Here is a 26,086-nt window from a genome sequence, read left to right as displayed (position 1 = left end):
AGGAAAAAAGGATCCTTTGAATATGAGACTGTTCTCTAATCTAATTTTGCTTCATAAGATATCTGTAATAAGTATGAAAATCTTTATGTCATGAGCTTTTTGCCTGGAGTTGATTTTGGGGTACATACATCTTTTCCAGAATATCAATAAACGGTTTGGTATCTGAACCAAGGCGACCATCTTTGAGGATCGACAACTCACGTTCAGTAATGGGATCTTTTATTCTACCCTCTAATTTTTCGATTACTTTTTGTGCCGTACAAATCTTATCTTCAGCAGTATATTGTGATTTCAACCACATGACCACCGATTTAAATTTAACTAGACCAGCTATTTTATCTATGTGAGTATTATTTTTATCATAGGAAACTCCATCTCCACTATTTGAAACAATCTTAGCCTCTTCAGCTCTTGTTTTGATGTAAGATTGCAAAGCGTATTTGAGCTTAAGTTCAGGGGCATCAGACTGCTTGGGTTTGGTATAGGTAGTACTAATTGCGTTGGAACAGATTTGTTTAAAAACATCCTCCTGACTCAAGTTTTCTTCAATATTTTCTACTTGAGGTGATGGTGAATCAATTTCTTGACTAATTTCTCCTCTGTAGAGTTTGTGTAGTTCTTCTATATCATCCTGATTAAGCTTTAATTCTGGATCATATATGGCTAATTTTTTAAGTTTGTGAACCTCAGGAGAGTACGAATAATAAGTGTTCTTCCCGCGAGATTGAGTAAAAGCATGTAATTTTTCAGGCTCCTTATTTAATTCAAACACAAGATCTAAGGTTGGATCACATATAACCCTATCATCATCACTTCCCAAACTGACCACAACATGACTGTTACCATTGACCCCAAGTACGGTAAGATTCATTTCTTCAAGTCGTTCAGGATACTTTTTTTGGATGTAGTAAAAGGCCAGTGTGGCAAATTCGCCACAATTGCCAATTTTGCTCTCTAATGAACAGAGTTCAATTGCGTACCTTCTAATTGACTGACCGCGTTCAGAGTACTTTTCGACACCTTTATACCTACAAAAAGCTTTCCATAACTCATCGGCTTGATTCCGCATCTTTTCAACATCATCTTCAAGGTATGTCCTATCCATATATTGTAACGAATGAATAATAGAGCTTTCTTTATGTCCAGCAGCTTTGAGTCGTTCATACCGCTCTGGATATTTTTCTTTTAGTCGCTCTCTTCGTGATGGAGCTAAATCTTTACCTAATAAGGCGGCATTCTTCTTATAAAACTTAACCCTAGGTGTTGTCCCGCCTTCTTTTATATGTTCCCTAGCATATGTGCATGCTTCTCGCGCTATTTCCAGCAGTTCAGAGTTTTTCATAGAAACTCCTGCATTAAAATCAATCATCATATACTAAATATATACTATTTGCGGGGTGTTATACTAATATTTATAAATAAATCTTTCGCCAAAAAACTGCTGTTCATATGAGCTTTTTGGTTCAGGGTGCCTCTAAAAGCTCATATAAAAAATTTTGTCTGAAACCAGAAGCTATGGATGATTTACTTGAGGCTTATTTGCAATTAAAAGAGCCTATTTAAGAACATGAGAGTGACGTAAGTGTCTAATTGGATAGCCATTTTCTTTTTTAAAAAAAGTGAATCAAGAGTTCTATCAAATCGATCACCCCTTGATGCTATGAATTGGAGTTATTTTCTTGTATTAACTTCGATAACTCAATTTGTAAGAAATGCTACTGGATCAAAGAATTTCTAACTGAATTGGTTCTTTCATCTAGAGCATTTGTTTGTTTGGCTAATGCGAGCTCCTTTTTGGTTAACATTAACTCATAAGGCAGATATCCTCCAGATTCATTTTATTCAGTGAATCCATAGTTGCCATCTTAGCTAATGGTGTACCAGATAAATTAAGCGGATTTCCTTGTTTATCAGCAACTAATATCATTTGATTCGGTAAATGTTTAATGTCCATATGCGGATATTGTTGAGCCAGCCGATCTACCATTCTTTGTGTATTAAGGGTATGGGTTGGCAGAACAGCACCTTCAATAACACCATTTCCCCAAATCAATCTCATTCTGTTGTGACCGGCTTTTTGCTCAGCATTGATAAAATCTTCTAACAGCTTTTGCGATGACTTTAAGTTATCCCCACCTTTGTCATGAATGATAAGCACACTGGAGGACTTAAAATCATTAGCGGGGGGAACAGCATCGCCAGAGATGGCTATCAAGCCTGCACAGCCCGTTAAAGCATCAGTGTAAACATATTGTAGTTTAGGTTCAATAAGCCGAAACTGTTCGGAAACGCATGGTGTGGGTGTACCTTCATAGGGCGCAGCAACTCCTCGCGCAATAACTGTTCCTGAAGAAGTGATTTCACGACTGATTTGTTCGCGATCCAAATTTTTTTGATAGAGCTCGTATTGCGTTGGCATATTTGGGTGGGCTATAGTTGCGCATAATAAGTATATAGTGCACGAAATGGTGATATTGCAATCATTTTGATCACAAGTTGAGTTTGGTTCTGAAAATTGTGTATTTAGGTTTTATGGCTATTTTTTTATATAAAACCAGGACTATCGATGGTAAAAGGAGTTGAACTAGTAAATAGGGAACAATATTTGCGGAGACCCTGCAAATTTATATAGTTAAAAAGTCATATTAATCAATAACAAGTGAGCGTAGATGCGCCTTAAGGTAAGGAAGCAAAATCCTCCATGAAAAGTCTGCTTGCCTTTAAAGATACTAAAGTGGGTTGTATGTAATTGAATGAAGTGCGATGGTTTAACTCTTCTTATCTACGTGTAAACGGATTCCTTTTTCTTCAAGATGAATCATACCTCGTTTATAAAGTTGTCCAATTGCACTTTTAAAATTTTTTTTGCTTTCAGCAAATATTTGCTGGATCTCTGCAGGAGGGCTTTTATCATGCACCGCTAAAAAGCCACCAGCTTGCTCAAGCTTAGATAGAATACGCTGCGCTAATTCATTAATATTGTTTTGTCCTATTTGTCTTAAAACAACATCAATTTTACCATCTTCACGTATTCTTTTAATGTAGCCTTTTACTTTTTTACCATAAATTAATGTTTGAAAAATATCACCTGCATGGATTAATCCCCAGTGACTGTGATTGATAATCACTTTTTGCCCCAAAGGCGTTCTGTCAGCAACAAGTAGGCTAACTTCCTCCCCAGGCTTATAGTGAGCTGTTGTCTTATCCAAAAAATAATCGATTTTTGAGCTCGCAATAATGCGCCCCTGATTATCTTGCTTTAAATAGACAAGATAAGATTTCCCTTTTTCCATAGGACGATGTTGTTCTGGTTTGGGGACTAATAAATCTTTGTCTAATCCCCAATCAAGAAAAGCCCCTACAGCATTCACATCTATCACTTTTAAAAAAGCACAGCGACCTAACTGGGCATGAGGGCGTGCTGTTGTCGCAATAATTTTGTCGTCTGAATCAAAATAAACAAATACATCCAGCACATCACCAACTAGAGCTCCTTTAGGCACCGATTTATTGGGTAGTAAAATTTCACCCCATTCGCCTGCTTGAAGATACACCCCAAAAGGAGCTTCCCGTACCATTTTTAATCTATTAAACTGCCCAATTTTAATCATGACCAAACTCATTTTTCATCTATTAGCCAAGCTTAACACAGAAAAAATATTGCGTTTATTAATTATTAATATTGTTACAAAATGATGTCAGGCGGAGTTAATTTTTAACAAAAAATGTCAAAGCAGTTTTTCTAATAAGATAACATCCGTACCTCGGACATGTGATATTTTTTTCGCTGTTGCTGATGTTTCCTGGAGTATTTTTTGTATATCAGAAAATAAATCAAAACCATGATGTTTTAGTGGTCTTAATAAAAAATAAGCTTTACCTTTGTTTGCAAGCGAATTTTCTAGCGCTCGAATGTAATTCTGAAAAGAGCTATCTAAATAAAACCGACAACGGTTCTTAAATTGGGAAGGTGAAAGCATTCCGTGGCCAAGTTGGAAATAGGGTGGATTACTGATAATCAAATCAAATTTGCCTTCCCATCTTTTTTCATGTAATGCATCATAATTTAAAAGATGCCAGCGAAATTGCAATTCAGGTCGATTGATGTGTGCCAAGTTTTGATAAAAATATTCAGTATAAATATCCTGGATCTCAATAAAATCAATCTGGCGGATTGCTTGAAGATGCCACGACAATTCAAAGCCAATGACCCCACAACCTGCGCAAAGATCTAATACACGTAATGAACCAAGATTAGGGTGGGATTTGAATTGTGTGGCAACAAATTTCGCAAGCTGAATTGAATCAAGACTAAAATGATATTCTTCAGGTTGTTTGTAATGATAAGTAAAAGGCATTTGTTCGTTCTATAAAATTATTCGATGTACGAAATATGTGTCACCGTTAAAATAGATTCTTTATCACCAACCCTTAATGTCCTACTCTCTCCAACTTTAGCTTTCAATAATGTTTTTGCTAAGGGGGATACCCAACTTATTTTTCCTACATTAATATCTGCTTCATCCAAACCTACAATTTTGACCGACTGTGATTCACCATGCTCATTGACGAATTGGACAGTGGCGCCAAAAAATACTTGAGTAAGGCCCACTTGAAGTTTTGGATTGACTATTTCAGCGCTCTCTAAACGTTTCGTCAAATAACGAATGCGTCTATCAATTTCACGTAAACGCTTTTTTCCATAAATATAATCCCCGTTTTCCGATCGATCGCCATTACTTGCTGCCCAACTTACCACTTTTACAATTTCCGGCCGTTCATTACTCATTAAATTTCGTAATTCATTTTGCAACATTGCAAAACCGTTAGGCGTCATATAATTTTTAATACTGGGTAACGCTAAGTCTGGGCGTTCTGGTTCTGTATACTCATCATCTTCTTTAGTAAAAGCCTTACTCACCCCAAACTCCTATTATAATCGTTAGCACAGAGTATCTTAATTATATCATTCTTTATAATAATCCACGTCTGATATTATCTTTGACTTCACTATTCTCATCAAAGATTTTACTTAAGTCTATATCATTTGCGTTATTACGAACCCAAGTCAATCACTTAATTTTATATAATATTCTCATTTGATTTTGGGCTCACGTGAGCGTATTACTGGGCATAACTCCAGATATGTTGAGTCACCTCCATGGGTAAATCATGTTGTTGGGCTACTTGATACAGGAGTTTTTCTACAATACTTTGAGAGTAAAGATTGTAAATCTCGATAAAGTGCGATCTGGCTTCATTTGCTCTATTGCTTTCCACATGAGAGCCAAGTTTTTCTAGGCGGGCAAGCAAGGTGATCTTATCATTTTCACTGAGGACTGCAGCATGTGTTATGAATAGTTTATGTACCAAATTGAGATGGAGATGATCCAAATTTGCAATCAAATGGTGAATAACGAAGATCTGTTCATTTTGATTTAACACAGGCATTAAATCGTCAAGTACCTCATAAGTTCCTCTAGAGTCGTAGTTGAGATTAATAAGAAAGTTCTTTAATTTTGCTTCGAGTAAGGAGGATTGCTGTTCAGCGGTTAACCAATCCCTTAAGAAAAAAAGAGTTTTTAAAAAATGATAATGAGCGATGTCGTGAGCGCTATCGTCTATGTTTTCCATTAAGTAATTGATAAATGATTCTTTCTTTTGGGGGGAAAGCCAATCTTTTAATGCAACGATTGTTTTGAAAAGTCCTTTCCAGATATGAGGATCTTTTGTTTTTTTGATGGTTTTAAGTAAAACGCCGGTCACTTGTTCTTTTTGTTCGGAGTTACAGTTGGAAGTGCTAAATTGACGTAACGCTTTACAGGCAGCTCTTTGTAGGTTGTTATGTTTCGTTTTCCGGGCAATGATGTGGATTAGCACAGGAATAGCAGAGTCATAAACAGGTGAAGACAGTCGTTTTTGTTCGAGTGCAATGAAATTAACAATGGCCTCTTTAATTATTCTGTTTTTCGTAGGATTCTGTAAAAAATTAATTAAAAACAGGGCAACATCTATACGTTTATTTTTATCAAGCATAGGTTGTATGTCTGCTAGTGTTTGGACAATATCACATTGTAACAATGGATTATCTTTTGCATGAAAAAGGGCAAGTAGCTTATCATTTAAGGTGCTATATGCTGTTTTACCCATCGTTGATGAGAGATGTTTCATCAGTCTTAACGTAAAAGCGGAATGGTTAGTTGGGGGAGAGAACAAAGGGCTTTTGGGCTGATCGATCAAAGCAAATAGACTATCAATGGTTGTGTTCTTGAGTTCATCAGATAGATGCCAATTGAATGCAGTAAGTATTTCTTGAGCAGTTAACCGAGTAACATTAGCCTCCTCTTCATCCTTATAAATCGCCAAAAGCATATTAAAGAATTTCATTTTATCAGGTGATGTATCGATTAGGGTGCTTATAATCTGGAGTGCTCTTACTCTTTCTGTTTGAGATAATAAACAAAAAAATTTCCTATCTTTATATATAGCGGGATTGAATTCGGTTAGTAATAGAGAGAATGCGTATTCAACAAGCTGGAGTCGTTTTTCCGAAGACATCATCGCAATGAGCTGAGAACGCCGCTTGCTCACAGGCTGAATATACTCATCGTAGGAGTATTCTAGATAATATTTAAAAAGATCATAGCAAATGTTTTCTTGGGCGCTCTTGTCTATACTGTCCTTGATGCGCATGAAGATTTCACAATAAGATTCAAAATTAATACCCAGATCAGGATTGTCCCTTCCATCAAAGCTTAATAGATGAGTTATTTTTCTAATCACTCCTTCTCGCATTGCTTCAGGAAGTTCAGGTAGGGCTGCGGGTATTTGAGCAAGTGAATGGCAAAAAAGGCCTTCAAGAAAAGGATCAGATGTCTGTAGAAATTCCTGAATGAAATGCAGCATCAGTTTTACTTGCATAGCAGAAGATGCAAACACACTGAGAAAATCGAGGTCAAAAAGAATATAATTTATAGATACTCTATCTAATCGGAACATCTGACTTCGCTCTTTTCTCTTGAGTAAGTGTTCAATCGCTTTATCAATTTGAATAGAGCAAGTTTTATGCATTAATTTTTTTAATGCCGCTTTTGCACTGAGCTTCATATCTAAATCGGTATTGCTTATAAGAGCAGTAAGGCGTTCTATAATTTTGCTTTGCAAAGAAGGGGCAATCCAGGTTCGGAGATCAATAAGACTCTTTATCAGTATTTTGTGGCCTTCAAGGTCCAGTGTAGGGTCTTCCAATGTGCATAATATACGCTGAGTAAAATATTTCTGATAACCGGTCTGATATTCAGGTACCCATTTTTGTAGGGCAGATTGTTTTTCAAAAGCACGTTTTTTTACATCATCGTTTTCATCATCTATCTCATTCAGAGTAGGAGAAATCCATTGATCATAAACAGCAGTTCGCCAAAAATCGTGAACCCGTAATTTCTCGGTCAGTTTCTCAGATAGGTGGATATAGTGTTTGTAACAAGAAAAGAAGGCACATAGTATTTGTGTAGTACCTTGTTTGATGTCCAATTCATCAGGATGTTGATTCCAGTATTTCAGTAAATTATAAATGACTTCATCACCTTCATGGTTAGAATCAGGATTAGGCTTTAACAGGGTAAGACAGTGCTTCGCAAGCCTAAGGTCTTTTCTTTGATTTGAGTGAAGCAACATTGAGCAGCGCTGTAATGGGGAATTTATTTTTGCTACATATTGTTCGAATAAAGTAATTAAAACGTAACTGGCCTCCGTTCCAACGTGTTGCTGATGGATAGTCCGAATCGTTTCAATGGCTGTTTCATATTCTTTAAGTTCTTTATGAGTTTTCTTATCTTCAGCTTCGAGTTCATTGTTTATTTTAGTCAGTTGAGAGTGTAATTTTTCATTCATTTTATTAAATTGTTTTACACTATCTGCCGCATCTGCTGAATCATTTTTTTGTATTTTATCTTGCATTGAATTTCCTAATGATGATCTGAACACCAATGATGATATGGTTGCCTACAAAGCTGAAGGGCGAACTTCATTGGTTGGTAGTCCTGGATAGTTGGCTATGGTTTGGTTGCGTCAACTTAATACAATTTAATGGATGGCGAGAATATACTTTTTTGGAAAGAAAACATTTCCAATTAAGAAATAAGTCATAAGATTTTTTTTATGGAGTGAATGAACGCAAATCCATTTACCTCAATAACTATTTTGTCGAAAAGAGTCACAACAAAATGTGAGTTTATAAGAGATTTTAGGCGGGGGAATTTAGGGCCTCTCCATTAAAGGATTTATTATTTTTTAGATTAAAAACAGGATTAACTTTTTTAATGCTTTCCTTCTTTATCTCGAAATCAACAAACCTCATTTTTTATTATCAATAAAAGAAGGAGTAATTTTTGCTGATAAAGCTTTTTCACAAAAAAAATTTAAAAGTAAATTAATTTTAGGCTCATTAGCTAAATACATTGGATAAATTGCATAAAGATTAATTTCTGGAGAAGTTTCTTGAGGTAATACTTGAATTAATGTGCCATTTTTTATTTCCTCACAGACTGAGAAATACGGAGCCCATAGTAGTCCCATTCCTGCAATGGCAGCCTGCTTTAAAACACTTGCGTTATTACTTTTAAAGTTTCCTGAGACATGGACAAGTTTTTTATTGAATATCCATTTATTTTGAAGTCCATAAAGGGTATTAATCAAGCAATTATGCTTTTGTAATTGCTCAATTGTTTCGGGAAATCCATATTGATTGATATAGGCAGGTGATGCAAATACCTCTCGCTGAACGGCAAATAATTTTTTGCAAATGAGTTTTGAAGAATTGATATCATCAAATGAAATGGCCACATCAAATGCAGTAGATAAAAGTTCTTTTGAATCTGATCCTACAATAATCTCAATTTCCATTTTGGGGTATTTTTGCATGAACTCAATACTTAATGCAGTTAAATAAGGTATTGCAGGCGTTACCGTAAGATACAGTGTAATTAGACCTTGTAATTCCAATGGCTTTGGAGTCGCAATCTCCTTAACCGCACCTAATTGTTCAAAAAGCCTCAATGCCTCTCGATAAAGTCTCTCTCCTGACTCAGTCACAATTAATCCCTTTGTTGAACGTAGAAATAATTTGGTTTTTAACTCATCCTCTAGCCACGTAATTTGTTTGCTTAATTTCGATGGCGAAACATATAAATTTTGCGCGGCTTTTGAAAAGCTTTTATTATCAACAGTTGCAATAAAACTTTTCAAACACAATAAAATATTCATAGTAATAAGTCTTCATTAAAATGTATGAAATCATACCATAATAACCAGTATTCAGTTTCAATGGTGATTTCCATTAATTTCTGAATCAATGGTTTTAATATATTTTAGCTTTTTATTGGGTTTGTTTAAATTTCTTATACAAAACAACATTCGGCTACGCAGGAATGACAGCACAACGAATTTCTTGCTCCAGCTTCGTGAGATACCCATATCCCGGAGTGTATTATTCTCGAACTCACCAGAACATGCTTGTTGTAATCACCATTAAGCAGTGAGCGTGAATTTGAGTGAGACGGCGTCATGTGCGCCTTCATTGATGCCAGTTATACTATTCTGAGGCGTTTGAATATCAATAGGTTCCTTTTTAAAAAAAGCATGGCCATAACCGAAATCAACAGTGAGATGCTTCATCAATTGATACCCCATGGAAAAACCAGTAATCAAACTGTCTCCAGGGCCTATTTGAAATTTCCCATTTGAGGGTGACTGATTGTATGTTCCTGCTACTCGGATTACCCACTTTGGAGAAACTTGATAAATTGTCCCTAGGGTTAGAAGCCAACTATTATGAAAATAATAATTAATGCGTGCCTTGGGGATAATAAAGGCGTGGGAGGCACCTTGCGTTGCAAAATTATATACAGAAACTTCTTTAAAGATATCCCATTGCAGGTATTGAACAGTTCCTAAAAAGCCCAATTTTTCATTGATAAAATGGCTTAATGTCATGACACTTCTTGCTGGTGTCCAGTATTTAAAATGGTAATCATTGGAGGCAATCCCTGGCGAACCGGTTATTGTACTACTGCCCTGTAAATTATAAGTCACTGCACTGCGGTAATTAACCCCCAAAGCTGTTTTTTTACCGGGTTTAATGAGTATCCCGAAGTCACCGCCCACACTGTTTGCTTGAGTGTCATTCAAGCTACGGCTTTCAGGAATATTCAAACGGGGTATGCCTGCAGTAATAGGCTCCTGGATGAGATGAGCATAAGTAAAATTAATGTTTCCTCCTATGGAAAGAAATTGATTAATTTTAATGCCTAACGCGGGAATAAAATCAATATTATTCGTTTGATTGCGTGCAAGGATATATCGAAGAATTGGGTTGTTATCGAGTTCGCGATTAAAATCATTGGCAACGACAGCAAAACCCGCCACCAATCGTTCATTCATAGGGATGCTAAGATACATGGAAGGCAAGAAAAAATTGGATTTTGAGGTGGTTGATCCTGACTCGGTAATCCCATAAGGTATTTTTTGCGCACTCCCGCTAAACTCAAATTGCGCTCTTGCTAGGGTACTTAGAAGGACAAGTTGTTGATGCGGCGAAATAGTTAATGCGGCCGGATTAAAATAAACGGCTGTAGCATCCTTGACTACAGCGGTTCCCATTGTTTGCTCAATAAAAGAGGCATGTAATGGCGAGTTCAATAACAAAAACCCTATGATCACGTAGTGCCTTAAACCAATTAAGCTTGCCATGAATCTTGAGGGAAGAATGTGAATATCCTTCAAGTTGTATGAGTATTTTTTACGATAGTCAAGGTTAATTTAATGATGAAAGGTTCTAACTCATTGCGTTAGAGTTTGGTCTGTTGGCAAACTCTGGGACTGGCCTGCTGACAATCCCCTTGCTTGAGTCAAGTTTAGAGCCTCGAAACGCTTACTACAAGGTCGTCCCCAGTACAAAGGGCTCTCCATACGTTAGAGCACGGTGGAGATCTCTAGCTGCACTAGGGATGACGTGAGTGTCGGCTATAAGCCCGCAACCCAGAAAAGTCTTTATAATCGTGCAATTGCTCTCGGATACTCCTCTTCTGTAGCATGCTCCACCTTGGCAGATAGAGGTTGTTCTGGTTGATAATTGGGCCCTAGCAAACCGTTGCGCGTGGTGTATGTGGGTTTTCTCGTTGGCATAATTCGCAGCCCGTATAAATCCATGTCGACCAAAAACTGACACAACATTTGCTTTGCAAATGGATTAGCCGGACAACGTCGTGGTCCTGCACCGAAAGAATATAGGTCAGGATCACCCTCAATCCACTTTTCTGGTGAAAACACACGATTGGGTCCCTGCATGGGTCTAAAAAGAAACATCAACATATCGTTCTTCTGAAACGAAACTGTCTCCCCGTTAATGTTCACTTGAAAAGGTTTAAGTACCGCTCTGGGAAAATTAGGAATAGGCGTTGCTTGCCAAAGCGCTTCCTCAACGACTGCACGCACGTAGGGTAAATCCGCTAATCGTTTATAGGTAAATGGCTCTTTCCCCAAAACACGAGCGATTTCTTCGTGCATCTTATTTACCACATCAGGTCTTTGGCTCAGCACATCCAGCAGATAGAACATCGTTGCTCCTACATTAGAGGATGCGAAAATTGTTAGAGGTCCGTGTTCTCGTATAAATCGATCATGTTCGATTAGATCACGTACAATCTTTGCCTTCGGATTGTGTTCCTCAAAGTGGGTACAGTCATCAAAATTCATCTCAGGATGTAATTGCTCGGCACGAAATATTCCCAAATCCCAGATGTAATTATTACCTTTGCAAATGTTGTCTATGTTTGAGTTAAGAAGTTTTTTTGCAATATCGGCCATAGCTTTGCTGGTTTCCCGAAAGTCAGATCGAAGGCCTGGATGGATAAGACGGCTTAGGGGATCCATGCTGGCTTTAGTAATGAGACGTGTCGCTTGCATGAATATTTGGTGTGTATCTGATGGTAGAACGGAGAGATCATCAGTGCCTACAAAGCATGCAGCAATACAACCTATAGTATGCCAAGCGACATAGGCATAGAGATCATCAACGCCTCCATTGGATGCGAGTTGCATCGAGGCGAAGGTGCGTTCATTGACTTGAGCGATTCTTTCAAAATTTATCGGACCACGGGCTATGGTGTTTAAAAAAACTTTGCGGGGTTCAGAAGCTGCTGCTCCGTCTTCAGCGAAAAAAACTCTTCCTACCATATGCGTAAACGGTTCAAGTATGTCTCCACGACCAAGATCAGGGGATTTTGTCAGCAGTTCTTTGGCTATATTGCCATCAGTTACTATATAAATTGGCTTTGTGCCAATGTAGATTTTGAAAAACTTCTGTTTTGTCCGTGCAGCCATTTCATAAAAAAAAGGAGAAGCACCCTGGTCGAATAAACGCCCTAAGTTACGCCAGCCTTGTTGATGCTGTGGTATTGCTATAGAAGCTGTTTCAGGTTCAGGTATGGTAGGCAACGCTTCATGTGGTGAACTTGCAGACTTTTGTGTTGAAAAGAGGGCGTATGGACATGTTTTTGTGTTTGGCTTTTGCTGTTTAAATAATTTCGATCTCATTTTCTGGATTCCCTCTCAATAATTCAATTAAATGTTTTATTTGGCTCTGTCTTCTAAAAAACAGTGGCTTCTCTTGTTCACGATTAGATTCAACTGGATAGTACGTTCCAGCTTCAGTAGATCAAAATTCTGGAGCCGAAAATCAATACAAACTTATGTAGAAGGTATAGTTGCAAGCAAATTAGCCTATGCTCATTACCTCCTTTTACTGTTCATCGCTTTAAGTGTGATTACTCAGCGCATCAACGGCGATAATTAAGTGCCAATTTTAAGACGCTCTAAGCCATGATTTTCAAATTCCTGTGCATATTGTTTTTTGATTTCCTCGACTTTTTTTAGTCGTTCAATAGGATTCATCTTACTATATTGTTCCATTCCTATTTTTTGAATCATATCTCGCTCACCCAATCTCTGAGTTAATTCATCCCAAAACAGCATGTTTTCAAAAGGTTGGATAAAATTGTCATTCAAAGATTGCTCATACTCTAATTTCTCAAAATATTCATTCAATTCTGAGGAAAACTCTATTTTGTCACTCGCACCCATCTCTTTAAAATAGGACAAAAATTTTTGTTTTAAAGTGTCATATTCATTCTGTTTAGGTGCCTTAGTCGTATATAAATTCAAAACCCAATCTGCAATACATAACATATCCAGTAATGTTCCATATTCTTTTTTTGTTATACTTATGTTCATCATTAATCTCTACTAATTTTATGCTTAATGGTCTATTATTAACCTATATGCAAAAGTTCAAAACGTCCCATCATGGTTAAAAGAATTGGATTCTAGTGCCGATGAGCGGCTTTTTAAAGTTGTTTTATTATTATTTTTGGAGCCATTTGTATTATTTTGTAGTATGTGTCAGTGGTTAGCTTTGTAGGCATCAGTTGGAATAATCATAAAAAAAAGGTGAATAGAAACGATTTTTGCTGCAAATCCAGATAAAATACTGTATAATACCTGACAAATTTTTATCCATTTAATTTTAACTAAAGAGTGCTATGACTGATTTAAACCTTTACAGAAATATTGGTATCTTCGCCCACGTAGATGCCGGAAAAACAACCACTACTGAGCGTATTCTTAAGCTCACCGGTAGAATCCACAAGATAGGTGAAGTTCACGATGGTGAATCAACAACCGATTTCATGGTGCAGGAAGCGGAGCGTGGTATTACCATCCAGTCAGCGGCAGTTAGTTGCTTCTGGAAAGATCATCGATTCAATATTATTGATACCCCAGGACACGTTGACTTCACTGTAGAGGTTTATCGCTCACTGAAAGTTCTCGATGGCGGTATCGGGGTATTCTGTGGATCTGGCGGCGTCGAGCCTCAGTCAGAAACCAACTGGCGCTATGCGAACAATTCAAAAGTATCTCGTTTGATTTTCGTAAACAAACTGGATCGTATTGGCGCGAACTTCTTGAAAGTAACTGAGCAAATTAAAAAAGTATTGGGTGCACATCCTTTAATTATGACCTTACCTATTGGTTATGAAGACACGTTCGTAGGTGTTGTTGATTTATTAACCCGTAAAGCATATGTTTGGGATGAATCTGGTCAGCCAGAAAATTACAAAGTGACTGATGTTCCAGCCGATATGCATGATGACGTTGAAATGTATCGTGCACAATTAATCGAAACGGCACTTGAAATGGATGATGAGTTGCTGATGGCTTACTTAGAAGGTGAAGAGCCTTCTATGGAAGAAATTAAGCGTTGTATCCGTAAAGGTACGCTTGAGTTGGCTTTCTTCCCAACTTATTGTGGTTCTGCGTTCAAAAACAAAGGAATGCAGCTATTATTGGATGCAGTGGTTGATTATCTGCCTGCTCCTCATGAAGTGAACCCACAACCTTTGACTAATGCAGAAGGTGAGCCAAACGGTCAATTCGCTATCGTTTCTCCTGATGAGCCATTCCGTGCCTTGGCATTCAAAATTATGGATGACCGTTTTGGTGCGCTAACGTTCGTACGTATCTACTCAGGAAAATTGAATAAAGGGGATACCATTCTTAACTCCTTTACCGGTAAGACTGAGCGTGTTGGTCGTATGGTAGAGATGCAGGCAAATGAGCGTATTGAATTACAAAGCGCTGAAGCAGGCGACATTATTGCGATTGTAGGCATGAAAAACGTTCGAACCGGCCATACTCTTTGCGATCCAAATCATGAGTGTACACTGGAAGCGATGGTTTTCCCTGAGCCAGTTATTTCTATAGCCGTCACGCCAAAAGATAAAGGCGCTACTGAAAAAATGGCTATTGCTATTGGTAAGATGGTTGCCGAAGATCCAACCTTTAGAGTGGAAACTGATCAAGATTCAGGTGAAACCATTCTTCGTGGTATGGGTGAATTACATCTTGATATTAAAGTGGATATTCTAAAGCGTACATACGATGTTGAGTTAATCGTGGGTCAGCCTCAGGTTGCGTACCGTGAAACCATAACCAAAACAGTTCAAGACAGCTATACCCATAAAAAACAATCAGGTGGTGCTGGTCAATACGGTAAGATTGATTACACGATTCAACCAGGCGAGCCAAATAGTGGATTCACTTTCATTACCTCAGTTGTGGGTGGAAACGTTCCTAAAGAATTCTTCCCTGCGATTGAGAAAGGGTTCCGCTCAATGATGGACACGGGTACTTTAGCAGGTTTCCCAGTATTGGATGTTGTCATTGATCTTACCGATGGTGCTTACCATGCTGTAGACTCTTCTGCAATTGCGTTTGAGATTGCTGCAAAAGGAGCTTTCCGTCAATCGATACCCAAAGCTGGTCCACAATTGCTTGAACCAATCATGAAGGTTGACGTTTATAGCACAGAAGAGGATGTCGGTAATGTGATCGGTGACTTGAACCGTCGTCGTGGTATGATTTCAGGCCAAGAGCCCAGTGCTGCTGGTGTTCGCATTAAAGCCGATGTTCCTCTTTCAGAAATGTTTGGTTACATCAGTACATTGCGCACCCTGACTTCTGGTCGTGGTCAATTCTCAATGGAATTCTCACATTATGCTCCTTGCCCAGCTAATGTGGCAGAGGCAGTAATTGCCAAAGAGAAAGAAAAGAAAGCCGCAGCTATGGCATAAGATAGTTAGTCATTTTGAAAAGCACTGTCAGATTCTTCTGACAGTGCTTTCAAAAACCCAATAAATCAGCTCATTCTAGAAATTTAGATCGTCAGTTGAATCCAATTTTTAAGCCAATTGTAAATGAATCTAAAAATCGACAGATAGAATCAACCCCTGCGATTAAATAAACCTTAATCTCCTAGGATGGACGTATCGCTAAAGTTGCTTTAGAGAGAACTTCGGCTTCTTGAGTTGAGCAGTATTTTGAATTGTACTCAAATAGGGCAAACCAAGTTGACGGATTGATCACTGAGTAAGAGCCATCAACCAATTCAAATCTATCGTTAAACTTTTTTACGGCATCCTCTAAACCTAGTACTATCGGAATGGCGAGTGCAACCCAGTTCCAATAAATTTCTATAAACTCGGGACTCTCAGAACTATTACACTCTTCAAGCTGGTTTTTTTCTGAGTTCATTTTAAAAAATCGGGTCATGATCAACTGGTTGTTAAAAAAAATTAAAGAAATCTAACATATAGCTTTTTATAATTCCATGAATAGATACTAATCCCCTCTGGAAAAAGACTTTCAGTGCTCATTAATTATTCGTTAAAAAACTGAAAGGACCAAGTGTCATCATCAAGAATTAGGCTTAATGAGAGACAGGTACGCTTATTAAGATAAATAGGATAGTACTGCTTTCTTCATTTTTCTTCCTTTTTATCCAACTGATGAGCATCTAGATTTCGTTCCTGACGTTCATTTTCTTGTTTCTCTATCTGTTTTTCTTTTTTGCTTCTTCCAAACTTAATTCGATTTTCTGTAGCTTTCTTTTCTTTTTTCAAACGAATTTTAGCCTTTCTTTTTTTATTAAGATTAATGATGTCTGCCATAGCTCTCTCTCTATCCAGTATGCAATTTATACTATAGCGCATAGAGTACTCGGAAATCATCTAAATGACATGCTTGTATGACATTCCTGGCAGCTCTGAAAAGATTTGATATAAAAATAATACGCTCCTAAAAGTTACAGGGTACAAAAAAAGGTGACTATCCCAAAATATTCAACCATCATTTAAAAATTGTTTTAACTTTTCCATGAAGCATTTCGCTTGCCGGACTATAATATATACATCATGAACAAAAGGGTTTCATTATTATTTCTATGAAAGACAGCGAACTATTAGATATTGCCCGAAAAGCATGTGCGTACGCTAGGAAACATATAAAACAAAGCGGAACCACACCTGAAGTAGAATTCTATAAGGAGAATGCAGCTTTATTTAAGGAAGACATGGCTGCAAAAAGAAAAAAAGAACTGAAAGATAAATATCCTGAGAAGTATAAACGATATGAAAATGATGGGAATGATGAAAGCACAATATTTAGCCGTTTAGAATTTTGGGATATGAATGTACTTGAGAAAGAAGTAGATGATATGCGGGGACAAGCGGAAAAATTGTGGAAAGCTTTTTGTGCAAAAAAAGGTATTAGTTTAAAGTCTGAGCACGGTCAGTCCGTTAGAAGGCATGCTTTAGAATACCATGTCTTAAAGAAAGAGATAGGTAATTGCGGGGAATTTAGCAGACTGGCTTTTAATTATATTCAACAAAACTATCCTGAAAAGCTTGATGATATGAATCTTCATGTCCTTGGGGTCCATGGTAATAACCATGTGGTAGTTAGTTTGGGCAGTAATGAAGATAGGGTTATATGTGATCCTTCATTGGATCTTGTTTTTAAATTAAAAGATGAGCCCGAGAAATTGTATGATTTTTTTTATTCTGAAGGGAAGAATAAATATATTCGAAGTCATTCCTTAGATCCTCAATTAATATCCCTAGATCCTGAACTTATAAAATTGGACACAGATTCCAAAGAAGGAAGGCTTGCTCAAGAGGAAATCGATGAGATATATCAATTGGGAAAGGAAATAGAACAATCTAAGGATTTGCCAGTCAAACGAGTGCCGACTATTGAAAAGAAGCTCGAGCAGCAGAAATCTTTTGAAGAAATTTGTGAGAGTGCAATCAAGACTGAGTATAGGAAACCATCAGAATCCTCCCATCCTAACGAAAGGCTCATATATGCTTTACAAAAATACATTCAAACAAGGGCTCGAGAGGCGCAAGTTGTCTCAGATAGTGAAGTTTCCTATGACGAGAAGAACACTAATCCCCATCCTTTAGCTAAATACAAATATAAAATTATGTGGTGGAAATCACAGTATACCGCTAAAGACAAGATATGTACGGCACAAAAGGTAATCGACATATTAAATAGTCCTGGCAAAGATACCATTACAGAACATGAGTTAGAGATCCTCAAGGATGGTCGTCTTGGTTCAGATACCAGGCAATTTCTCGGTATCTTAGAGGGGCTTTGTGAAAGACAGAATAAATTGCAAGTAAAAGGCTCCTGATCATGTGATCTTTATCAGAATTCTTTTAAGTTAAGAATTTATTTATGAAAAGCCCTTGCTGAGAAAATATACCAATCCAACCTGATATTTTTCATATCCTAGCTTCAGATGTGATGAATTTTTTGTTTATTAAAATGGGCCATAAGGCCCATTTCTAAAGTTAAATTTTTAGTTTGGCGACACTGCCACTAAATCCTACTCCAAAGGAAATAAGCAATAGAGAACCATTTACCTTTTGCTGATTGATCAGTCTTTCCAGCATGAATCCTAAGGAACAGGAGGATAGGTTGGCATAATTTTTAAGTACAAAATAAGAAACAGATATTTTGTCCATTTGATCATCGAGCATCAGATTTTTTTGCACTGCACTAATAATTTTTTTACTTCCAGCATGGATTAAATAAAAATGAATATCTTCTTTTGTTAGATGGTCATCATGTTGACTTTGGGCTTGGCGTAATAACAACTCACTATATCGAACCACCTTACCCAATGTATATTGGGGAAAGTTTTCATAACATGGAATCTTGATTCCGCCTTCATTAATGCAGAGTATCTCACTGTCTCTGGCATCAATATTGGTCAAGTGATAGGATTCAAAACTATCCTCTTGAGTTCCGTGACCTAAGAGTATTGAAACAGCCCCATCCCCGAATAAATAGCTATTAATCAAATTATTCAATGCCATCTGTGCTTCTTTTTGTTCGGTATGATCCTGAATTGCCTTTATTTCACTAAAAGAAACTATAGACTTATTGGCAAGCACAGATGAAACCATGGCGGTATGGGTTTCAGCGACAGAAATAACTACATGTTTGTGAGGGTGTGACTGTAAAAAGTAAGAGGCAATCTCAAAGGCCTTTATTAAAGCGCTACATCCTTGGTTTTGCATATTAATGATATTAATATCATGCGGCATCATATCATTATCCATCATAGAAATAATCTCATATGCCATACAGGGTAAAGGCTTTTCGGCAGTATTGGTGACCGCTATTAGTAAACCAACATCTAAATCGTGAGGAAATTGCGCTAAACATTTTCGGATTGAATTTGCCCCCAATTCATTCACACCAGACATTAGCTTACGCTGTTCTTCACCAGCAAGATATTGTGGATAATTTTCAACAACTGAATATCGTTTATCTATATCCATGGATTGAAGCATATCAATTACTTGAGTACTAAGATGCCCTGATGCTTTATTCAGAAGGTCTTTGCTTGCTACACACTGTTGAGGTAAATCAGATGCAACACTTAAAATCTCTAAAGAACCCATACCATTTTCTCCCAATTAATGATAACCAGGTTAGAAATAAGGTCTATGCAGTGATTTTATTTTTAATGATGTTGTTTTTAAGAATCAAAACTCGACACAGCCATGAACAACAATGAAATTGCCAACTAACCAGTTACATACATCAAACTGTTTTAACTAAATAATTCTTGATGGAAAACCAACAAGTGGTATTTTTGAATGTAGCACATATTTGAGCAAATTGTGCAGCCGCTAACAAAAAATTACAAAAAACTTATTTTAGCCAGCTCATGATGGGTTTTTACCTTTAAAATTCATTTACAATCATCTCTGATGGAAAAACGGGTTTATTGAACCCAAGACCCCAAAAATTGATTTGCAGTGCAGCATTTTTTTAGATTCAGCTCAACATTTGTTTCGTGCTATCCATAAAAAAAGGCATTTTGATATGTACTTAAAACAGCGGTGTTCTTTATGTAAAGACAAAACAAACATTGATTGTAATTTACATTGTGATCTTGATGGTTACAATCGTCGGCATTGATCCTTTGTTCTTCAAGGATCGGTACGGGGAACGACTGATGGCAAACATAGTTATCGCTCAACTTTATACTGCCTTTTATTCAAGATTCATCAAATAAAGGGTGCTAATGTACTGTTATAAACATTTTGTCTACCCTTAACGAGCGTGTTTTAAAGTTTTTTGTAATATGATTTGATGCTTTTTAGTGTACATTGAGACTTTAACCTGGCGACATAGCAACTGGCTGCTTCAGCACGTTATTTGGAGCTAGGGAAACCTTCCCGAGGGGCCGGATCAACCCTCCTCAAGTTTTCACACAGCTGCGTGAGTTCTTCAGTTCTGACTTTATCAAGTTGCCCTAAGGCTGCTAAATCATAGATCGCAGAGGCTGTTGCCCAACCAACGACACCACCTACAGGCTGCATGGCTCCACGAATCACAAAATCAATGACTCGATTACCAGAATCCGAAATGACCGAGGGAAACCAAGAGTCCTCCTTTCGCGTTCTATAATTGTAGAAGCTTAACTCCCGTGGCAAGGTCTTTTCCTTAAACGTAGGCAGCGGGTCAAATGCACGGTCCTTCCGGCAATATTCATTAGCTACATGGACAGCTACATCGCGCTGCAAGATACCTACTTGCCTCCAGGCAGCCTCCATAGCCACCCAATTCCGTGTACTCAACCAGACGTCGTAACCCTTAATATAATTTTCTAGAGCTGTTTTGAGGGGGGTAAAATTAAAATGCTTGGAACCCTTAATCTCGACGCCATGCTGTATGTACGTCAAGCCATTCTTCTCGATATCTTCGCAGCGTTTGAGCATAGCTGCTCTGGTTTCTGCATCCATGTATTTTTCCAGCATACGGCACATGTGGGTGTCCTTTGCCCAGTAGGCGTATTCATATGCTGTGATGTTCTTAAAGGTTCTACCCGAATAGTCAGTTAATGTGCCACACTTTAATTGCAATTCAGGGTGCATATCGACTATCTTTTCTGCTTTATCCTGTTGTCCAGTTGCTGTGTTTAACAACAATAAAGAGAGTAAATCGCCCAGTCGATTTGGTTGGAACAGGGCATGTGGTCTTTTGTGTGTTTTTATAAGTGCGCTGATATCTTTATCTGTTTTGGGGTCTTTCTTTTTGAGATAGTCGCCAATTCTTGTAAGAGTCTCGTTAGAAATGGATTCGAAGTAAGGAAATTGATGCATCACATCGATTATTTCTTGAGGCAAGTTGTCAATATCTAATAAATTATTCATCAATTCAAGTTGTTGATTTGGAAGCAAATGATGAAAATTTAAAAATTGATTTTTAATTTTACTGGGTATACCTGTGAATGCAGTATTTTTTTCTTTAATTTGTTTGACAACCGTTGCATACAACGATTCAAAATGAGTTCCTAGTTCTGGCTTTTCAATTTTGTATTCTGCCATGTCAAAACATGCTCAAGTGATTTAGTTGATGCAGATATTATCATAAAATGACCTTTCTGTGTAATAAATGATTAAAAAGACCGATGTTTTTTCTTTGATGTGTATAGAACTTATCTTTAAAAAAAAGTGTAGCAATCTTAGTAGGATTGGATCTCAATGTTGAGCATGCGACAAGCATTTAAGATTTCTTCAATGCACAACTCATTATCATTAGAATAATAGAAAAAATCTCTGTGGATGTTACTACTGATAGAGTTTAACGAGCAGCCATAAATTGAAGAAATGGCGGTCTGTCTGCCGTCAGAAAGACTCACTCTGCTGTAGTCACTGGATAAAAAACAGGTCATTTCTGGGTTATTAGAAAAAATCGAAGTTAAAAAAAATGAATTAAAGCACTGACAAGCGAATACATTGGTATCAAAAAATAAAATAATTGTAACCACCATCATTAAAAAAGTATTTTTAAAAGTGAGTATCATGATCAGCACCTCAGCAAATCCATTTTCTAAATTATAGAATACTGAATATTAGTTACTCATTTTATACGGTTTATTGAAGAATATATTGAGGCGTACTGTTTATACGCTCATCACAAAACTGTACTAAACTCTCAATACGGTATTGATCCAAGAGACTAAAAAAAGAAGGATCGAGCACATCGATATTATTATCCTTTATGAAATGATGAACTGCTTTTCCATATTGTTTCATTTTGCGCTCATGGCGCATGTTCTTCCCACCGATAAAGATTTGGTTGGAGTAACGTAGTTCTAAATCTTTGCGAGCCGCTGTTTCTGCTTTCTTTACAATGGTATTTTTTTCAGATTCTCCATAACCTCTATGTTCTCTATAATATATTATTTGAAATCTAGTGACGCTTTCAGTAGTTTCATTCTCCAATATTTTTTAATCTGCTCGGTTATTAAAGAAAGTTGATCTTCTTTTTTAATAATAAAAACAGAATTAGGATAAGGCTTTTTACTCATTTGAGCGGCTAATATCAAAGCCATATCATCGCCTTGAATCAATTCTAACTTAGTAAAACAAATAATCGATTCGTTCTTCTGCAAACCGTTTTAAAATAGGGAGGTTTTCACTGATTTGAAAATTGGGGGAAAGTTGCAGTATTTTTTTATAATATCCATAAAATTTATCTGTTTTTAATCATTTTTGATAAGGAGTTTTCTAATATACTGTTCTCGTGCAGGTATCTCTTTATGTGAGGTATTAGGTGATTTAGGATTTTTTATAAAAAAGTGTTTTTTGAAAAAATTAAAAATAGATTACAAAGAGAACATTAACCTTGGCGTCCTTTTTTATGGAAAGTAAACATGTAAATTTATGGGCATTAATGTGTCAAATAAATCACTTGATTAACAGTGAGGACCAAAAGTTTACTTGTTAATTTTGAAATTTATTACACAGTACTAGAGGATTGGATCGATAAATCAAAGACTATTCATGCAGCAAAATGACGTTGGTATTAATCTCCCAAATTAGATGCTTTTGCACAGGCATTTTTATTTATTGCCCATAAAATAATTTATCTGGTATATTTGTGTTTTTAGTGTTCAAACGCGAGCCTTCCATTCAATTGATGTACTAATACATTGAGTTCTCTCAAGACTAGTTTTTAGAAAATTAACTGCGAATTAAATCCCAAATAAATAAGCGAGAATCATACATGAAGCTGATGTCTGTTATTGGTATAAACCTTGAAACAACAAAATGGATAGTAACTGAATCCAAATCTCCATTCGATGAGGAGGATAATCTATGTGTTTATGAATGTCCTAAATCACAAGATGCTGAGCAGATGATGGAAACGATACAATCAGCATTCGAAATGAATGATTCTATGGATTTGGATGGGAGAGAGCATGAACTCCCATTATGGGATTACTATTTAGATACACATGGAAATTATGTCGTTGCATCCATGAAATTTTTGGAAAAGTATTTTGATGGTAAAGTTGAAGAAGTTCAGCAGGAACATAAATTTGACAATGAGTTTTTCTTAATCGACAAGTTAATGAATGACGGGAATGAGTACGTGCGCCCCCGTTTGATTGTAGTACGTACTAGTGAAAACTCTATAGTAATTAAGCGTATAGTACCGGAACAAATTGAGGAGCCCGATTTAATTGATTTTGCGGAAGAATATTTAGGTGCTACTCCATATAGTAAGAGGTATAAGGAGAGTACTGCGCAGATAAAAGCAGCATTCAGCTTTAATGGACTATTTTTACCGGGTGATAATTTTAATGTCCTTTGGTTGCCTGCCAAACCTTATCAAGGACATGCTATGTTTACAGCCTATGGTTGTTTGAGTCATAAAATTGCTAAAATATTGGAAGCAAAAATTAGAGATGATAAAAAAATGCAAGAAACTTCGCCGCCAAGTAATAGTGACCACATTACTATGGCGTGTGAGGGACCTATTTTACTGGTTTCAGGTGAGTATTTAGAACAAATTTATGGTAAACCAGTGCATGTTCCTCTGGTCAATGATTTGGTAAAGCAAGGACTTGCAGATAAACAAGCGAAACAACGAGCAACAGTTGTGGATAAAGTTTATGCTGAATGGGATAGAAAATCTCAATTAAAAAATCAGGCTCATCTTTTAAAGTTACAAAACAAGACAACACCAACGTTCTTTGCGCCCCAAGTGGTTCCATTCAAAAACGACAGAAATCCTCTTGGTGTATCTTCCTTGAGTCATGGTAAAATGACTGTTGCTACAATACCAGATATGCTTCTGTCTCCTGGAATTTCTACCGAAAGAAAAACCGTTGTTCCAAGGCCTGATCCACTACCATATCCTTTTCCTGTGACTCAAAATTCTTCTCAGAATACAACAAAATTGGTTGCTCCGGGAACTCAATCAATGTTCCATGTTTCTCATGAAGAGGAACCTATAAAAGAGCTTACTGAAGAGGAGTTTTTGGGATTCTTCCAGTAACAGGAATATGGTAGTTAATTCTCTCTGTTTTAGTTTTATTAGAAAGAGCTCAATCCATCTTACTGATTGAGTTCTTTTTTTAATAATAATTGTATGTATATATAATCAGTTCATTACGAGGTTCTGATTTTTCCAATAAATGTCTGCACCTGTTGAATAAATAGGGGCTAAATTTCAGATTAATCTCAATTTGCCACACCAATCATAAAATAAATACAGCTTTTTGATATGGATGGCTTTGTTTTTACTTCATTTTATAAATGCCTAAATAATTATAAATGCGCTTGTAGATGATTTTTCTCGTGGCGCAAATTAGCCCAGTTGGTGCGAAGAGCCGTTCTTTTGAGTAAATGGTCACTCCTATGATATAATGGCCAAAGTTAAATCAGAATGATTTATTTGTGATGGAAAATCAATTTAAAAATTGTTTTATGCAGTCTGTAAAATCCTTATGAGTATGACTCGTTAAAATATATCAGGGAGTATCTTGTAGTATGAAATTAAGTGGCAATGGGAAGATCTTACTTAAAGTGACTGAGGACGATATTAACGAAGAGGGTTCTTTTGATATTCCGGCCGGGGCTACCACTATTGGAGCAGAGGCATTTAGAGACTGCAGTAAATTAAAGTACCTTATCATTCCAAAAGGGGTCGTTTCTATTCAAATGTCGGCATTTATTCACTGTAGTGAGTTACAGAGCATTGTGCTCCCCCCTGGGCTTACCTCTATTGAGGGTTATGCATTTTATGGTTGCAGTGGAATACGCAATCTCATCATCCCTAAAGGAGTTACCCGAATACCTATGAGGACATTTCATGAGTGCAGTGGATTAGAGAGCATCATTATTCCGCAAGGAGTTACCACCATTGAATTCGGTGCATTTTATGGTTGTAGTGGATTACAAAGTATCATTATCCCAGAAGGGGTTACCTCTATTGGGCCTAGTGCATTTAATGGTTGCAGTCAATTACAGAGGATCACCATTCCTAAAGAAGTTAGTAGCATTGGAAACCAATCTTTTATGGAATGCAGTAAGTTGCAGAATATCACCATCCCTGAACAAGTGACTTCTATTAATTATGAAGCATTTTATGGCTGCAGAAGTTTGCAGACAATAAGCATTCCAGAAGGAATTATTTCTATTGATAACTCAGCATTTAAAGATTGCCCGAGCTTACATTGTATCGTGATTTCCAGCCAAAGTGAGGCAGTTAGAAAGCGTATTATGTCATTATTACCTGATTCTTTAAAACCCAAGGTCATCTTGAAGGACCTGGCGGAAGAGGTTTTTAAATTTCGCGATGCTGAACTGTCGCGCCTGTTGCAAATTCCAGAAAGCACTCCGTTATTTCGTTTTTTTCATATGAAGTCACGGCATAGTTCGCGGGTTCCGGGAGAAAATGGAGTGGAGCGAGAGTACAAATTACCTGATGAACTGTTGCAGACGATAAATTCTTTTAGTGGTGATAATCGCTATTATCAAAAAGCGCGAAGACGCATACTGGGCCTGCCTTTGCCTGCCAATGCACAGGCATTGCAGGATTATAAAAATAAGGTAACTGCAATCGTCAATGAATGTATGAGCAAGGCAAAAGAGTTCACGAAGCCCGTAGAGGCGTTCAAAGATAAGGGGGCGATGCGCCGGGCCGAGGAGAGCGGAACGCGGGTGGCTTTAAACAGGTAGGGATGGAATTTTTGGTCATTCCTCAATGCGTTTTCATTTATTTGTGTAAGTACTTTGTTAGATACTGAAGTTACATAACCTCAATAATTCTGAAATCCCATTGATGTTTCCGGTGAAATATAATTTATGTCTGG

Annotated in this window: 21 protein-coding genes; 4 read left to right on the top strand and 17 right to left on the bottom strand. The window is 37.1% G+C overall.

What is annotated here, in order from left to right; all coding sequences use genetic code 11:
• Positions 1 to 88 precede the first annotated feature (88 nt).
• From ACF8MK_RS14890 to ACF8MK_RS14845, 10 genes are all read right to left on the bottom strand, one after another.
• A complete protein-coding gene (locus tag ACF8MK_RS14890; protein ID WP_392537313.1) occupies positions 89 to 1,342 on the bottom strand; it encodes a hypothetical protein in 1,254 nt (417 codons plus the stop codon).
• Between the two features lie 462 nt (positions 1,343 to 1,804).
• Entirely contained in the window at positions 1,805 to 2,419 is a 615-nt protein-coding gene (locus ACF8MK_RS14885) for a hypothetical protein (protein ID WP_392537312.1), read from the bottom strand.
• Between the two features lie 349 nt (positions 2,420 to 2,768).
• The gene (locus ACF8MK_RS14880; protein ID WP_392537311.1) at positions 2,769 to 3,623 is read right to left on the bottom strand and encodes a S1 RNA-binding domain-containing protein; all 855 of its coding nucleotides are present in this window, start codon (positions 3,621 to 3,623) and stop codon (positions 2,769 to 2,771) included.
• Positions 3,624 to 3,728: 105 nt separating this feature from the next.
• Positions 3,729 to 4,358, bottom strand: coding sequence for a methyltransferase (locus ACF8MK_RS14875; protein ID WP_392537310.1), 630 nt, complete (start codon positions 4,356 to 4,358; stop codon positions 3,729 to 3,731).
• Positions 4,359 to 4,375: 17 nt separating this feature from the next.
• Entirely contained in the window at positions 4,376 to 4,921 is a 546-nt protein-coding gene (gene greB, locus ACF8MK_RS14870; protein ID WP_392537309.1) for a transcription elongation factor GreB, read from the bottom strand.
• Between the two features lie 203 nt (positions 4,922 to 5,124).
• Entirely contained in the window at positions 5,125 to 7,956 is a 2,832-nt protein-coding gene (locus ACF8MK_RS14865) for a hypothetical protein (protein ID WP_392537308.1), read from the bottom strand.
• A 396-nt stretch (positions 7,957 to 8,352) separates the two neighbouring features.
• A complete protein-coding gene (locus ACF8MK_RS14860) occupies positions 8,353 to 9,261 on the bottom strand; it encodes a LysR family transcriptional regulator (protein WP_392537307.1) in 909 nt (302 codons plus the stop codon).
• Between the two features lie 264 nt (positions 9,262 to 9,525).
• Positions 9,526 to 10,695, bottom strand: coding sequence for an OmpP1/FadL family transporter (locus tag ACF8MK_RS14855; RefSeq protein WP_392537306.1), 1,170 nt, complete (start codon positions 10,693 to 10,695; stop codon positions 9,526 to 9,528).
• A 351-nt stretch (positions 10,696 to 11,046) separates the two neighbouring features.
• Positions 11,047 to 12,591 carry a cytochrome P450 gene (locus tag ACF8MK_RS14850; protein WP_392537305.1) on the bottom strand — a complete coding sequence of 515 codons (1,545 nt, stop codon included), beginning with the start codon at positions 12,589 to 12,591 and terminating at the stop codon, positions 11,047 to 11,049.
• A gap of 255 nt (positions 12,592 to 12,846) precedes the next feature.
• The gene (locus tag ACF8MK_RS14845) at positions 12,847 to 13,290 is read right to left on the bottom strand and encodes a hypothetical protein (protein WP_392537304.1); all 444 of its coding nucleotides are present in this window, start codon (positions 13,288 to 13,290) and stop codon (positions 12,847 to 12,849) included.
• Between the two features lie 305 nt (positions 13,291 to 13,595).
• On the opposite strand from ACF8MK_RS14845, the gene fusA reads away from it, so the two are divergent.
• Complete coding sequence (gene fusA, locus ACF8MK_RS14840) at positions 13,596 to 15,686, top strand: elongation factor G (RefSeq protein WP_392537303.1); 2,091 nt, start codon at positions 13,596 to 13,598, stop codon at positions 15,684 to 15,686.
• A gap of 181 nt (positions 15,687 to 15,867) precedes the next feature.
• Here the strand turns inward: fusA and ACF8MK_RS14835 are convergent, their stop codons facing one another.
• Together ACF8MK_RS14835 and ACF8MK_RS14830 are read right to left on the bottom strand one after the other, a co-directional pair.
• Complete coding sequence (locus tag ACF8MK_RS14835) at positions 15,868 to 16,164, bottom strand: hypothetical protein (RefSeq protein WP_392537302.1); 297 nt, start codon at positions 16,162 to 16,164, stop codon at positions 15,868 to 15,870.
• Between the two features lie 209 nt (positions 16,165 to 16,373).
• Positions 16,374 to 16,562: a DUF4169 family protein gene (locus tag ACF8MK_RS14830; RefSeq protein ID WP_392537301.1), complete on the bottom strand. Its 189-nt coding sequence runs from the start codon at positions 16,560 to 16,562 to the stop codon at positions 16,374 to 16,376.
• A gap of 272 nt (positions 16,563 to 16,834) precedes the next feature.
• Here ACF8MK_RS14830 and ACF8MK_RS14825 point away from each other — a divergent pair, with 272 nt between their 5' ends.
• Positions 16,835 to 18,091: a hypothetical protein gene (locus ACF8MK_RS14825; RefSeq protein ID WP_392537300.1), complete on the top strand. Its 1,257-nt coding sequence runs from the start codon at positions 16,835 to 16,837 to the stop codon at positions 18,089 to 18,091.
• A gap of 160 nt (positions 18,092 to 18,251) precedes the next feature.
• Here ACF8MK_RS14825 and ACF8MK_RS14820 read toward each other — a convergent pair whose 3' ends face one another.
• The 5 genes from ACF8MK_RS14820 to ACF8MK_RS14800 form a co-directional block, all read right to left on the bottom strand.
• The gene (locus ACF8MK_RS14820; protein ID WP_392537299.1) at positions 18,252 to 19,370 is read right to left on the bottom strand and encodes a 3-oxoacyl-[acyl-carrier-protein] synthase III C-terminal domain-containing protein; all 1,119 of its coding nucleotides are present in this window, start codon (positions 19,368 to 19,370) and stop codon (positions 18,252 to 18,254) included.
• 759 nt (positions 19,371 to 20,129) lie between these two features.
• On the bottom strand, positions 20,130 to 21,305 hold the full coding sequence (locus ACF8MK_RS14815; RefSeq protein ID WP_392537298.1) for a hypothetical protein: 1,176 nt from the start codon (positions 21,303 to 21,305) through the stop codon (positions 20,130 to 20,132).
• Positions 21,306 to 21,442: 137 nt separating this feature from the next.
• On the bottom strand, positions 21,443 to 21,784 hold the full coding sequence (locus ACF8MK_RS14810; RefSeq protein ID WP_392537297.1) for a hypothetical protein: 342 nt from the start codon (positions 21,782 to 21,784) through the stop codon (positions 21,443 to 21,445).
• Positions 21,785 to 21,854: 70 nt separating this feature from the next.
• Complete coding sequence (locus ACF8MK_RS14805; RefSeq protein WP_392537296.1) at positions 21,855 to 22,016, bottom strand: hypothetical protein; 162 nt, start codon at positions 22,014 to 22,016, stop codon at positions 21,855 to 21,857.
• Between the two features lie 146 nt (positions 22,017 to 22,162).
• Positions 22,163 to 22,315: a hypothetical protein gene (locus tag ACF8MK_RS14800; protein ID WP_392537295.1), complete on the bottom strand. Its 153-nt coding sequence runs from the start codon at positions 22,313 to 22,315 to the stop codon at positions 22,163 to 22,165.
• A gap of 674 nt (positions 22,316 to 22,989) precedes the next feature.
• On the opposite strand from ACF8MK_RS14800, the gene ACF8MK_RS14795 reads away from it, so the two are divergent.
• Together ACF8MK_RS14795 and ACF8MK_RS14790 are read left to right on the top strand one after the other, a co-directional pair.
• The gene (locus ACF8MK_RS14795) at positions 22,990 to 24,267 is read left to right on the top strand and encodes a hypothetical protein (protein WP_392537294.1); all 1,278 of its coding nucleotides are present in this window, start codon (positions 22,990 to 22,992) and stop codon (positions 24,265 to 24,267) included.
• Between the two features lie 494 nt (positions 24,268 to 24,761).
• Positions 24,762 to 25,952, top strand: coding sequence for a leucine-rich repeat domain-containing protein (locus ACF8MK_RS14790; RefSeq protein WP_392537293.1), 1,191 nt, complete (start codon positions 24,762 to 24,764; stop codon positions 25,950 to 25,952).
• The last annotated feature ends 134 nt before the right edge of the window (positions 25,953 to 26,086 follow it).

This window comes from Legionella sp. 227, assembly GCF_043161935.1.
GTDB classification, from domain to species: domain Bacteria; phylum Pseudomonadota; class Gammaproteobacteria; order Legionellales; family Legionellaceae; genus Legionella; species Legionella sheltonii.
The sequence above is the reverse complement of the archived record's forward strand: the minus strand, read 5'-3'. Positions and strand labels throughout refer to the sequence as shown.